The organism is Vibrio amylolyticus (genome assembly GCF_023145695.1).
GTDB lineage: Bacteria > Pseudomonadota > Gammaproteobacteria > Enterobacterales > Vibrionaceae > Vibrio > Vibrio amylolyticus.
The window spans coordinates 100,606-112,631 of sequence record NZ_JAJHVV010000006.1; the positions used below are offsets into that span (position 1 = coordinate 100,606).

At 41.3% G+C, this 12,026-nt stretch carries 13 protein-coding genes; 8 read left to right on the forward strand and 5 right to left on the reverse strand.

Features of this window, described 5'->3' with window-relative positions:
* Positions 1-98: 98 nt before the first annotated feature.
* Entirely contained in the window at positions 99-1,472 is a 1,374-nt protein-coding gene (locus tag KP803_RS10740; RefSeq protein WP_248008839.1) for an alpha-amylase family protein, read from the forward strand.
* Between the two features lie 110 nt (positions 1,473-1,582).
* Here KP803_RS10740 and KP803_RS10745 read toward each other — a convergent pair whose 3' ends face one another.
* On the reverse strand, positions 1,583-2,224 hold the full coding sequence (locus KP803_RS10745) for a hypothetical protein (RefSeq protein WP_248008840.1): 642 nt from the start codon (positions 2,222-2,224) through the stop codon (positions 1,583-1,585).
* Between the two features lie 178 nt (positions 2,225-2,402).
* Here KP803_RS10745 and KP803_RS10750 point away from each other — a divergent pair, with 178 nt between their 5' ends.
* Positions 2,403-3,506: a 1-acyl-sn-glycerol-3-phosphate acyltransferase gene (locus tag KP803_RS10750; protein ID WP_248008841.1), complete on the forward strand. Its 1,104-nt coding sequence runs from the start codon at positions 2,403-2,405 to the stop codon at positions 3,504-3,506.
* Between the two features lie 99 nt (positions 3,507-3,605).
* On the opposite strand, the gene KP803_RS10755 is transcribed toward KP803_RS10750, so the two are convergent.
* The gene (locus KP803_RS10755; protein ID WP_248008842.1) at positions 3,606-4,217 is read right to left on the reverse strand and encodes a hypothetical protein; all 612 of its coding nucleotides are present in this window, start codon (positions 4,215-4,217) and stop codon (positions 3,606-3,608) included.
* A gap of 257 nt (positions 4,218-4,474) precedes the next feature.
* Positions 4,475-4,774 (reverse strand): DUF406 family protein, encoded by a 300-nt coding sequence (locus KP803_RS10760; RefSeq protein WP_248008843.1) that lies wholly within the window; start codon positions 4,772-4,774, stop codon positions 4,475-4,477.
* Positions 4,775-5,216: 442 nt separating this feature from the next.
* Here KP803_RS10760 and KP803_RS10765 point away from each other — a divergent pair, with 442 nt between their 5' ends.
* From KP803_RS10765 to KP803_RS10775, 3 genes are all read left to right on the forward strand, one after another.
* Positions 5,217-5,678, forward strand: coding sequence for a TetR/AcrR family transcriptional regulator (locus KP803_RS10765; protein ID WP_248008844.1), 462 nt, complete (start codon positions 5,217-5,219; stop codon positions 5,676-5,678).
* 267 nt (positions 5,679-5,945) lie between these two features.
* Entirely contained in the window at positions 5,946-6,950 is a 1,005-nt protein-coding gene (locus KP803_RS10770) for a response regulator (RefSeq protein ID WP_248008845.1), read from the forward strand.
* Positions 6,950-7,402 carry a PAS domain-containing protein gene (locus KP803_RS10775; RefSeq protein WP_248008846.1) on the forward strand — a complete coding sequence of 151 codons (453 nt, stop codon included), beginning with the start codon at positions 6,950-6,952 and terminating at the stop codon, positions 7,400-7,402. The genes KP803_RS10770 and KP803_RS10775 overlap by 1 nt, the downstream gene beginning before the upstream one ends.
* 25 nt (positions 7,403-7,427) lie before the next feature.
* On the opposite strand, the gene KP803_RS10780 is transcribed toward KP803_RS10775, so the two are convergent.
* A complete protein-coding gene (locus tag KP803_RS10780) occupies positions 7,428-8,003 on the reverse strand; it encodes an outer membrane beta-barrel protein (RefSeq protein WP_248008847.1) in 576 nt (191 codons plus the stop codon).
* Between the two features lie 565 nt (positions 8,004-8,568).
* Between KP803_RS10780 and KP803_RS10785 the strand changes: the two genes are divergently transcribed.
* On the forward strand, positions 8,569-9,612 hold the full coding sequence (locus KP803_RS10785) for a GMP reductase (protein WP_248008848.1): 1,044 nt from the start codon (positions 8,569-8,571) through the stop codon (positions 9,610-9,612).
* 124 nt (positions 9,613-9,736) lie between these two features.
* On the opposite strand, the gene KP803_RS10790 is transcribed toward KP803_RS10785, so the two are convergent.
* A complete protein-coding gene (locus KP803_RS10790) occupies positions 9,737-10,768 on the reverse strand; it encodes a phage integrase (protein WP_248008849.1) in 1,032 nt (343 codons plus the stop codon).
* A 152-nt stretch (positions 10,769-10,920) separates the two neighbouring features.
* On the opposite strand from KP803_RS10790, the gene KP803_RS10795 reads away from it, so the two are divergent.
* Together KP803_RS10795 and KP803_RS10800 are read left to right on the forward strand one after the other, a co-directional pair.
* Positions 10,921-11,301, forward strand: a complete 381-nt coding sequence (locus tag KP803_RS10795; RefSeq protein ID WP_248008850.1) for a hypothetical protein — start codon at positions 10,921-10,923, stop codon at positions 11,299-11,301.
* 161 nt (positions 11,302-11,462) lie between these two features.
* Complete coding sequence (locus KP803_RS10800; RefSeq protein ID WP_248008851.1) at positions 11,463-11,888, forward strand: hypothetical protein; 426 nt, start codon at positions 11,463-11,465, stop codon at positions 11,886-11,888.
* Positions 11,889-12,026 lie beyond the last annotated feature (138 nt).

Sequence of the window (12,026 nt, forward strand, 5' to 3'; positions counted from 1 at the left end):
ACTAAGAATGAAAAGAAAAGGGGGAATGCTTTCTTTAACGATAGCGATATAATGCCGTTACTAATAGTAATAAAATCTACTTAAGGGATTGAATACATATGGAAAATGTGAATTTTGCCAATGTAATCTTACATGCATTTGATTGGCCTTATGCCTTAGTGGGTGAGCGTGCGAAAGCGATTTCTGAAGGCGGTTATAAATCTGTATTAGTGTCTCCACCAATGAAATCATTGGTGCATCCAGAGGGGACCGAGTGGTGGCAACGCTACCAACCGCAAGACTACCGTGTTATTGAAAACCAGCTCGGTGATACACACGATTTTGTTTCAATGGTTGAAGCGCTCGCCAAGTTTAATATCCATATTTACGTGGATGTGGTTTTTAACCACATGGCAAACGAATCTTCGATTCGTAGTGATCTACAGTACCCAAATCAAGCTGATCTAAATCGCTATCAGGCGGATTCTGATTATTACGAATCACTTCGACTTTTTGGTGATCTCTCGACACCGATTTTTGACGAAGATGACTTTGTCGATGCCTTTGGAATCAAAGATTGGCGCGATAAGTGGGAAGTACAAAATGGAAGAATCACGGGTGGGCCAAATGATCCAGGTTTACCTACGCTTAAAGATAATCAGCATGTGATTGAGCAGCAAAAATCCTACCTGTTGGCGTTAAAAAAGCTTGGTGTGAAGGGTTTTCGAATTGATGCGGCTAAGCACATTACACTCAAACAGTTACAACAAGTATGGAGTAAGGAAGTCACGGATGGTGTCCATATTTTCGGGGAAATCATCACCGATGGTGGGGCAACAAAAGAAGAGTATGAACTGTTCCTAGAGCCCTATTTAAAAGAGACCCGCTTAGGTGCTTATGACTTTCCGTTATTTCAGACGCTGTATGATTCACTCAGTGACAAAGGAAGTTTAAAGTCATTGGTTGACCCATACTGTTTTGGCCAAGCGCTCTCTAAACGCCGAGCCATCACTTTTGCGATTACTCATGACATTCCTAACAATGACGTATTTCAAGATATGATCATGACGGAAGAGAATGAGTGGTTAGCTTACAGTTATATCCTTGGGCGAGATGGTGGCGCACCGTTAATATATAGTGATTTAGACCAAAGTGGCGTTAAAGACTCGAACGGGTTGCCAAGATGGCAAGGTGCTTGGGATGATGCTCGAATGACAAAGCGAATTCACTTCTATAACAAGATGCATGGGTTGCCAATGCGTATGATAGAAGCGAGTGAAGATTTATTGATTTTCCAGCGAGGAGAGCAAGGCATCGTAGTTCTTAATAAATCGATATCTAAACTGACCGCTCAAATCAAGGCAGATGGAACCTGGTTAGATAACCTGAGGGATGATAATTATGAAGCACAATCTGGCTTACTCGATATTACCGTGGATCCCAAAACAAGCCTGCTTTTGATAAAACAGGCGGTGACCGACGAAATCGCTTAGCGATAACGAGTACTGTAAAGACTTAGAACGGCTCGCCTATTTGTCGGTATGTATCGCTGATATAGGAATCGTCGCTAATACGTGAATAATAGCTACTGCGCAAATAATAGCTAAAGTGTGTGACCTAAGATAAGCGCGGCAACTTGGTCACACTCTTTTTCATTTCCTGAAAAAAGCTGCTCAGCAATGAGTGGCTTTTTTTGCCCTGAAAGTGCACGTTTCTTCGCTTCTCGAATGAGCAGTGCGATTTGCACTTGAGCGTCAAGATTTGTTGCTTCTAGTGGTTTCCAAGAAGAGACAGCCTGACTGAACTTATCAAGCTTTAGCTTAGGGTTTAGGTTCAACGTTTCGAACTTTACTAATGACAGCACCGATTGAAAATACGGATCATCGACTAATGTTTCTTTAGCCTCTCGTTCACCAACTTTCGTCAGCTGACAAAGCTGATTAAGCAGTGCTTCTAAAAGCTCATTTAGTTTTATTTGGCCTGAGCTTGCAGGGAAATTCAGGTCGAGTCGAGAAGAGAAATCAATCGACTGAATCTGACTGTTTGGAAAAAAGGTCAAACTACAAAGGCAATCTAGCGGAATCCACATCGATTCACCTTGGTGGATGGCGTATTCGTTTTTCCCTAGTCGGACTAACATCAACCCCTTTATCACTCGGATGAGACTCTGCTTAATGACCTTTTTACGAGGTGTTGTCGTTAAAAACTCGTATTGAGTGATGTGATGTTGAATGGCGTAATGCATGAGCTAGACCTTAGTGTACGGGGCGACAAGATTACCTTTTCTAGCAAAAAATGCCAATAGAACGGAATGACAATCACAAACATCTGGTCAGACCTTGTAATTTATGAGAACTCAATAGCTGATAACCTCACCAACTATGCGTAGAATAGGCGAGCTTTTTTCTATTACGTAGTAACTAATGACTTCAAACACAGACCCTTATGTAGATATTCGTCCTTATAATGATGACGAGATCCCAGCTGCGCTAGATCGCCTTATTAATGATGAAGAGTTCATCAGTGCGATTCTTCACCATCGTTTTTCAAATCATGCGTCTTGGTTCATGGCGATAATGAGTCCGTTTGTTAAAGCGTACCTGAAATTCAAATGGAAAAAACTGACCAGCGTTGAAGCGATTCAAACAGAAGTAAAGAAGTATCTAACCAATACACTGAAAACGACGACCAATGGTGTGACGTTCAGTGGTTTAGATAAGTTAGACAAAGAAACGTCTTACCTATTTGTTTCAAATCACCGTGATATTGCAATGGATCCAGCTTTAGTGAACTTTGGTTTGTACGAAAGTGGTCACAAGACAGTGAGAATTGCGATTGGCGATAACTTGCTTAAAAAGCCTTGTGCGACTGAGCTGATGCGTCTTAATAAAAGCTTCATTGTTAAGCGTTCGGCAAAAGGGCCACGTGAAATGATGAAAATGCTTGGCACACTGTCTGGTTACATTAAGCACTCCTTAGATTCTGGCAACTCTATCTGGATTGCTCAGAAAGAAGGGCGAGCAAAAGATGGCAATGATTTTACTGATCCTGCGATTTTAAAAATGTTCCATGTCGAAGGGCGTAAGCAAAAAATCAGCTTTGGTGAGTATTCTAAATCTTTGCGTATTGTTCCTGTTTCGATCTCTTACGAAAACGACCCATGTGATATTGCGAAAGCACGTGAGCTTTATGAAAAAGCGACACATGGCGAGTATGAAAAAGGTGAATTTGAAGATATCGAGAGCATTATCCAAGGCATTGTGGGCGATAAAGGCAAGGTTCACGTGGCGTTTGGTGATGTTATAGATAACGAATATGACGCACCTGAAGAGTTAGCGGCTGAGTTAGATCGCCAAATTCATGAGAACTATAAGCTGTTTCCGATCAACCAGCTTGCTGCTGATATGGAACAAGACGTAGAGCCACAAACACGTGAACGCTTACAAGAGAAATTAGAGCAGCTACCTTTGGATGCACACAAATATCTGCTTGATAGCTACGCAAACCCAGTTCATAACCAGAACTAATACGCTTTGCAATGAGCACTAGCCAAAACAAGAAAGAGATGCTTTAAAGCATCTCTTTTTCTATTTGGTCGTTAAACGGTATTTTATCGAGCTTGTCTCTTATCGCGCAACTGCTCCACCAAGAGTCAGGTTAGAAGGCCATTTGGTGATGGTATTACCACCAAGGTAGATATTGCCATTTACGGTCATCGTCTCTGGAAACGTGGTGATTTTCGATCCACCAATAAAGAGGCTACCTTCAACAATAATACCTTCAGGAAGTTGTTCTAAAGGGGTTCTGATCACACTCAAATCACCCCTCACTCTAAACCTAGGGGGCAGTGTCGCTACTTGTGTATCGGTGAGATTAATATACCCACCTACGTTAATACCACCAGGCCAGCGCGTTAGCTTAGAACCCAACAGGTTTGCATAGCCTTTAATTTTCGTTCCTTTCTGAATCTGTTTTAATTCGCAGTTTGTTGCTTCAAGGCTCCCATTAATATCGATGCCTTTTGGAAGTTTTTTTATCGATGTTTTTGAAATGTTGAGGTTACCTTTTACAACAAGGCCGTCTGGCAATGAGGTGTAAGGCTTATTTCTTAAGTCAAGATTTCCATAATTGTCTAAATGATTAAGGATCTTGTAGTGGTCAAGTGGCTCACTAAAGGAGAGTGGAGAAACTAAGATAAACAGAGAGACAAAAATAGCTTTCGTTAAAGTAGTTTTCATCAAAGGTGGCGCCAAGGGTAACAAGAGAGTGTTTAGTATCGTCAGTAAAGAGAGAACGATCAATCTTAATCAGAAAAAACTGTGATATTTACTCTAAGTATCAGCGAGATAAAAGGACAAATGAGCTGGAGTTATACAAGCAAGTGAAGGTATTTAATAATGAGTGATTGTGAAAAAGAGTAGCAGCCAATGTGTTGATGAGAAATGACTTACTACTCTATATCTAATAAAAATAATCACCCGTGTTTCAAACGGTATTAACGTCTAAGTGAGCGAGTCTTCAATTCAAAAATTACTTTCTCTGCACTGACTTCAAACTTAAAGCGTGCTGTTGCTTCTGTAGACGCTTCAGTAATTTCTGGTAGCTCAATTTCAACGTTTTTACATACGTCGTTAGCAAGCGTTAGATACTTGTCTAATTCTGCTTTAAGGTGAACAGAGTCGCTCGCGTGGATCGTTACTTCAGAAACCTCGTCCCCTTCATTGATGATAAAGCCAATTTCGCCAGCACATCCGCAAGCTTCACATACATCATTTTCGATTTTTTCGGTGCTCATTACACATTCCCCTAACAAAAGTCCGGACATTTTACCTATCAATTTGATCTCTATCCACAAAAAAGCGCATAGTCGTGCGGGATAGAAACAGAATGTTATACTGTAGTGATTGTGATGAAGCTCTACCTGACTTCTCAACACAGCACTTCTGCTGAGCACAAGTGTATAGTGAACTGTGATCAAGATCGAATATATCGGCGGCGAAGCAGAAAAACCGCAAGAGTAGCTGTGCTCATGAGTTGTCTATTCGTGATATATATAACATCATTCCGTTCAATGAAAAGTAAGTGAAAGAGTTAATTGGTGTATTGATAGAAATCAATATGCAAAATTACTCATATATGTAAATTGAGAGTCATGTACCTGTGTCACCATTGAGTACACGACCGAACGGATTAAATACTCAAGGCTGAGTAAAGTTAATAAATAGAAGAGTTAAACGATGCCAAAGCGTAGTAAAGAAGATACTGAAATTACCATTCAAACAATTATGGATGCGGTTGTTGATCAACTATTAAGGCTTGGTTATGACAAAATGTCTTACACCACCTTAAGTCAACAGACTGGCGTATCTCGTACTGGCATTAGCCATCACTTTCCAAAGAAAACCGATTTTACAGCAGCATTAGACGGCCGTATCTTCAAAATATTTGTTGAACATTTAGATGTTAGCAGCGATTTGAAAACCTTTTCTGACAGCTGGGTAACAGCATTAAACGATAAAGAGTTTTTAGCGATATTACGTCTGCTATTTCACCACATTGTGACCGCAGAGCGAGCGCATGAATTTGCGGCTAATGGTATTGACCGACTTTACAAAATGGCTGAAACTCAGTTTGGCGAACAAAGCCAACGTGAGATTGAGTGGTTGATGGGGAAATCCCTGATCGCTATGGCAAAATAACGGCTTTATTGGGCGTTCTCTTTCATAATGGAGTGCCAGAAGAAATTTTAAAGTACCCCTGATTTCATAGGAAGTCAGGGGTACTTCTCTTTCTCTCTCAAGAAAATCATGATCCTTGAATAATAATTGAACGTTATCTGTGCCGTTGTGAGTTTTATTTATAGAAGAATCAATTAATAAGGGAGAAAAGTCGTTATTCAAGTCGTGATACGGTAACTATCTGTTACACTCTAATTAAATAATAGTTATTTTATAGTAGGTGAACGCATGTCTTACTCCGTTCTCATCTGTGATGATTCTGCTTTGGCTCGAAAACAGATGGCACGTTCTCTCCCTGCATCACTTAATGCTGAAATTACCTTTGCTGTCCACGGATTGGATGCTTTAGAGAAGTTAGAACAACAAGAATTTAAACTGATGTTCTTGGATCTCACCATGCCTGAATTGGATGGTTTTGGAACGCTTGAAGAGATAAAAAATCGTGGAATTGATATTCCAGTTGTTGTTGTTTCCGGTGATATTCAGCCCAAAGCAAAAGAGCGCGTTGATGCATTGGGTGCGAAAAGTTTTATTCAAAAGCCCATCGATAAAAAATTACTTAATGATGTTTTAAGAACTCTCGTTGTCCCTGCGGCTCAACCGCAAATTGTGACACCAGCGCCTCTTGACCTACCAATACTTCGTCGTAGAGATATCTATATGGAAGTAGCGAACGTGTCTATAGGGCGAGCAGCAGATGCGTTAGCACGGCATTTTGACGTGTTTGTTCACCTGCCATTACCCAATGTGAATATTCTAGAGCTTAGTGAGCTTCACATGGCACTAAGAGATCTTGCTGACAACGATCAGGTATCGGGTGTTTGCCAAGGGTTCAGTGGTGAAGGCATTGCGGGTGAAGCACTTGTACTATTAAGTGATTCGAGTGTCACTGATCTTAAAAAGTTGATGAAGGTACCTGCCGATAGCGAAGAGTTAGAAGAGCTAGAACTGTTAATGGATGTCTCTAATATTCTTGTTGGTTCATTTCTAAATGGGCTAGGGGAGCAATCAGAAGTACGCTTTTTCCAAAGTTCACCGGTTCTTCTTGGCCAGCATATATCGATTGATTCCGTTATTAACTCTACCAGTGGCAACTTTACGAAAACCATGACTTTTGAAGTGAGTTACAACATTGATGGGACATCGATTCGATGCGATCTTCTATTTATGTTTGTTGATGAGTCTTTACCACTGATTGATAACAAACTTGCCTACTTAATGGAGGACTTTTAATGTTAAATCTTCCTGCCGAATTTGAGCAGTTCCACTGGATGGTTGATATGGTCCAGAATGTCGATATGGGTTTAATCGTGATTGATAGAGACTATAACGTTCAAGTGTGGAATGGCTTCATGACTCACCATAGTGGTAAGCAAGGTCACGATGCCATTGGGAAATCATTGTTTGAACTGTTTCCTGAGATCCCACAAGATTGGTTTCGTTTAAAAACTAAACCCGTTTATGACTTAGGTTGCCGCAGCTTCATTACATGGCAACAAAGACCCTACTTATTCCATTGCCGCAATGTTAGGCCAATCACTCAGCAAGCGGAATTTATGTACCAAAACGTCACACTAAATCCAATGCGTACGCCAACAGGTGAAATTAAATCGATGTTCTTATCTATTCAAGATGCCACTTCCGAGGCGCTCGTTTCATTGGAAGCAAATAAATCGAATAACTAGCAGTGTGAATACCTAATTGATGGCGTTAGAGCTTAAAGCTCGCGCCAACAAGAAAGGATGAATTTGAATAATCGCCTTCCAAATCGTGATGGATGAATTCGACATTAACATCCAGATCTGGCCGAAAAATAGAGTTGAATTTAACACCGACGCCGTAGTAGGGCTGAATGCTTGACGACTCTACGACGGTATTAGGGTTGATCGTCAGATTTGTCTCTTCGAGCGTTGTATAACTTATCCCTCCTTTCGCGTAGAGCGTTCCTAGCTCTTTCACTGGGTGTTGGATCTGAACACCACCAAAGTAACCTTGGTATGAGAGACCAATCGTATCCAAATACTCATTAGAATACTGTGGCGTGTCGGAAACGATATTGGTGTAGCCAACATCTAGCCCGATAAAAGGGGATAAATAATAGCTATACCCTACATTCGTTAACCACGCGTTCTTACTGCCTAGTTCACCAGAGATACTTGAGTAGCCCGTTTCTGCGAATAACCTATGCGAGTTTTGGTTTGCTAGAGCAGGTGGAGAGAAGGTAGAAGCTTGTAATATTAACCCGATGACGACAGTAAGATAGGCTGCTTTTATTGTTCTCTCCATGATGATAATTCCCTGGTGTCGAATTTTTGACCTTTACACTGGTTAAGCAATAACCGATCCGAACATTCAAAAAATGAAAACAGAAAATATTTAATGAGAAACAGAAGATATTTCTGAATTTTTGAATTAGAAATGATGGAATTTCGAACAACGAAAAGAGATTTAGATCACGCAATTGCTTTGAAATGGTGGCTTGGTAAGAAAGAGCTTAAATGAAGGGGCTTGGCATTAAACTGAGCGATGGAGTCGAAAGTTTTGTAATGAACTGATTTTAAAGGAAAATTACCGTGATTTTAGAGTGGGTGGAAAACGATTGCTTTCTCTAGGTGCTTTCCTACGTAAGGTAACATAAAAAAAATTAATTTATCAGACTTGCAGGAAAAAAATCACGACCTATAATGCTGAAAACCGGAGCGTCTGCCAACGCTCCGGTTTTTTTGTGTCCGAAGAAAGGTAAATCGTCTGCCAACGACTTATCAACGCACTATGCTTAATGATGGTTGTAACAAATCAATGAGCATGATGCCCACTGGAACATGTATTACTAAATCAAGGAATTTACACAATGCGTATCGAACAAGAACTTAAGTTAGGCTTTAAAGATGTACTGTTTCGCCCGAAGCGTTCAACACTGAAAAGTCGTTCTCAAGTAAATTTAACCCGCGATTTTACATTCAAGCACAGTGGTCGTCAATGGTCAGGTACACCTGTTATTGCAGCTAACATGGATTCAGTTGGTAGTTTTGAAATGGCAACCGAGCTTGCTAAGCACGGTGTTATGACTGCAATGCACAAACACTACACTGTTGAGCAGTGGGCTGACTTTGTAAAAGGCGCAGACAAAGAGACTCTAAACAAGGTATTCGTATCTACTGGTACGTCTGACCGTGAGTTTGAAAAAACAAAAGAGATCTTGGCATTAAGCGAAGACCTAGAATTTATCTGTATTGATATAGCAAACGGTTACTCTGAGCACCTAGTAGAATACGTAGAGCGTGTACGTGCTGAGTTCCCGACTAAAACTATCTCTGCAGGTAACGTTGTTACTGGCGACATGTGTGAAGAGCTAATCCTAGCGGGTGCAGATATCGTGAAAGTGGGCATCGGCCCAGGTTCTGTATGTACGACACGCGTTAAAACAGGTGTTGGTTACCCACAACTTTCAGCAATCATCGAATGTGCAGACGCAGCACACGGCCTTGGCGGCATGATCATTGGTGACGGCGGTTGTGCTTGTGCTGGTGATGTTGCTAAAGCATTCGGCGGCGGCGCAGATTTCGTTATGCTTGGCGGTATGCTAGCAGGCCACGAACAGTCTGGCGGCGAAGTTATCGAGCAAGACGGTAAGAAGTTCATGAAGTTCTACGGCATGTCTTCTCAGTCAGCTATGTCTAAGCACTCTGGCGGTGTTGCGAACTACCGCGCAGCTGAAGGTAAAACCGTACTGTTACCATTCCGTGGTGACGTAAACGACACTATCAATGACATCCTTGGTGGCGTACGTTCAACTTGTACATACGTAGGCGCAGCAAAGCTTAAAGAGCTAACGAAGCGTACCACGTTCATCCGTGTACAAGAGCAAGAGAACAACGTTTTCGGTAAAGAGTAAACGGAAATAGTTTTTCTATTTTGAATATTAAGGGCCGCTTTTAGCGGCTCTTTTTTTGTCTGAAAATTGGCAGGTGGCGACAAAGTGGCGACAGCCATTCAAAAAAGTTTTTTGTGGCGGCAGACTAAAGATTTGCAATAGGGTTGAGCGCGATGGCATCGGTAAGATGATCGGGAGCAAAATGGGCGTATCTCATCGTCATTTTAATATCAGCGTGGCCAAGAATATCTCTTAGCACCAAAATATTGCCGCCGTTCATCATGAAATGGCTAGCGAACGTATGGCGAAGAACATGCGAGGCTTGCCCAGTTGGTAATGTTAAACCTAATTTATTCTTCAAGATGTAGCAGAAAGGGGTGTAGCACTCTTCAAACAACTTACCGGATGTTGGTTTATAGATTTCCTCATACAAAGCTTCAGAAATAGGCACAGAGCGATTCTTCTTGGTCTTGGTGTTCGTATAAGTGATCTTATGTTTCGACAGCTGGCTACCGCGTAATTGCGCCGCTTCGTTCCACCTTGCACCTGTTTCCAAACAAATCTTCACTATTCTAAGCATGTCATCTCGTTCGTGGCATCCAACAAGCTCCAACAGCAATGGGATCTTCTCTTTGCATAGGAACGCCATCTCTCTTTCAGATTGCTTAAAGGGCTTTAGTTCTTCCAAAGGGTGGGGAAGCTTCCATTCACCCAGTTCTTTAAGCTTACTGAAGACTGCTTTGAACCGAGCCAGTTCAGAATTCAGAGTAGAGATGCTTGGCGCACCTTTCTGCCATCGGTCATCAACAAAACTAATATGTCCAGCCATGCGCTTACTGCGAAACTCAGAATAAATTTTAGCCGTAAAAACAGAAGCAATAGGGTTACCCATAGCCTCAACCATCAGTTTGAACTTTTGAAATATCACATCACCGTTAGCGAGTGTTTGCCCGTAATGGGAGTACCAAAGCTCAATAACATGAGAAAGCCTACGATGATCTGGCTTGTCACCCATCCAGGGCTTTTCTTCAATCTCTCGCATTGTGTGTAGCTCAAACGCTTTTGCTTCCCCTTTCGTTGTGAACTTCTTACGAACACGCTTACCGTTGCGCCCGTTTGGGTAGCATTCACAAATCCAGGGTTTCGTTGAACCATCTTTTAAATTGCGGACAGACATAATAAAGCCTAAAATAACTGTATATATAAACAGTATAATTCGAGCTAAAACGTAGAGCAATGTTTTAAATTGGGGGAATGGCACATGCCTCGCACCCTGAAGAAAGAGGCTGGTTCATTACGGCTTCGATAGAAGATTAATTAGGTTCTACTATGTTTCAATCAATTCAAGTGAGTGTTGGCTACGGCATTTACAAAATCAATAGCGATGGCCCGATAGGGATGAACACCAAGAACGATGGAAAAGTTATCGCTCTTCTAAAACGTGGAAATCAATTTTCAGCACCGTTTGGTGGCTTCATTGAGGCAGAGAACGTCATTGGCCTACAGAAAGTAAAGCTGATCGATATTAAATACCTGTGTACTGATCTAGAAGCAGAAGTAGTTGAGTATGTAATACAGCAAAATCACTACGTGGTAGGAACGTACCGAGACAACCGGCTCTATATTCTATTGTTTGGCGGACAGCCAAAGCATCATCAGTTAAAAGGGAAAGAGAATGATGGGAAGAATAACGTGTTTGGGTTGTTTTGACGCAATGACTATACATTTTGGTTTATAGTTCACCTGCATTAAGAAGTTTACTCACTAGTTTTCACAACTGGAGCGTTCCAATCAATAACTTAATAGCCATAGCTATATTTCTGATTTTCATCTATTTCGGGCTGTACTTACCAGACTTGGATTTGAAGTGGATGAGTGTTTTGCATCATCGCTCGATCATTACACATAGCTTACTCATTCCGTTGCTACTACTGCTGGTTAAATCAAACCTAACGAAACCCGTTGTAGCTGGGTTATGTGTAGGTGTGAGTATTCATTTGGCGGCTGATTTACTGTCACCAATGAAAGGGTTTGCGCTTATATACCTTCCTGCACCTATCAAGTCATCTATTGGTGCTTGGCAGTCATTTGTTTGGATGGGATTGAATGCAGTAGTCGGCTTGTATCTCGCAGATAGGTTTACGACATTTCACAGACTGATCGTTCCAAGTGCTTATGTTTGTGCTTCGCTGTGGTACGCCTTCTACAATGAGCAGAATATCTTTGTACTCGTACCGACCGTGATAATTTTTTTGGTGTGCTTTAGAAATCTGATTATTAGGTCTAGTAAGCTTTAGCTATAGATTTTTCTTTCGTAAAGCCCAACGTAAATAATAGATAAGTTTCTTTTTAAGCATCCTAAGTCGATGTTTTTTCTGCAGAAAAAGCCATATCGCTGTATTTTTAATCCCTTTTATATCAAGTGGTTAGGTCTT

Excerpts from the sequence above, each read along its gene's own strand:
- KP803_RS10740 (WP_248008839.1), top strand. The coding sequence starts at position 99 with ATGGAAAATGTGAATTTTGCCAATGTAATCTTACATGCATTTGATTGG.
- KP803_RS10745 (WP_248008840.1), bottom strand. The coding sequence starts at position 2,224 with ATGCATTACGCCATTCAACATCACATCACTCAATACGAGTTTTTAACG.
- KP803_RS10750 (WP_248008841.1), top strand. The coding sequence starts at position 2,403 with ATGACTTCAAACACAGACCCTTATGTAGATATTCGTCCTTATAATGAT.
- KP803_RS10755 (WP_248008842.1), bottom strand. The coding sequence starts at position 4,217 with ATGAAAACTACTTTAACGAAAGCTATTTTTGTCTCTCTGTTTATCTTA.
- KP803_RS10760 (WP_248008843.1), bottom strand. The coding sequence starts at position 4,774 with ATGAGCACCGAAAAAATCGAAAATGATGTATGTGAAGCTTGCGGATGT.
- KP803_RS10765 (WP_248008844.1), top strand. The coding sequence starts at position 5,217 with ATGCCAAAGCGTAGTAAAGAAGATACTGAAATTACCATTCAAACAATT.
- KP803_RS10770 (WP_248008845.1), top strand. The coding sequence starts at position 5,946 with ATGTCTTACTCCGTTCTCATCTGTGATGATTCTGCTTTGGCTCGAAAA.
- KP803_RS10775 (WP_248008846.1), top strand. The coding sequence starts at position 6,950 with ATGTTAAATCTTCCTGCCGAATTTGAGCAGTTCCACTGGATGGTTGAT.
- KP803_RS10780 (WP_248008847.1), bottom strand. The coding sequence starts at position 8,003 with ATGGAGAGAACAATAAAAGCAGCCTATCTTACTGTCGTCATCGGGTTA.
- KP803_RS10785 (WP_248008848.1), top strand. The coding sequence starts at position 8,569 with ATGCGTATCGAACAAGAACTTAAGTTAGGCTTTAAAGATGTACTGTTT.
- KP803_RS10790 (WP_248008849.1), bottom strand. The coding sequence starts at position 10,768 with ATGTCTGTCCGCAATTTAAAAGATGGTTCAACGAAACCCTGGATTTGT.
- KP803_RS10795 (WP_248008850.1), top strand. The coding sequence starts at position 10,921 with ATGTTTCAATCAATTCAAGTGAGTGTTGGCTACGGCATTTACAAAATC.
- KP803_RS10800 (WP_248008851.1), top strand. The coding sequence starts at position 11,463 with ATGAGTGTTTTGCATCATCGCTCGATCATTACACATAGCTTACTCATT.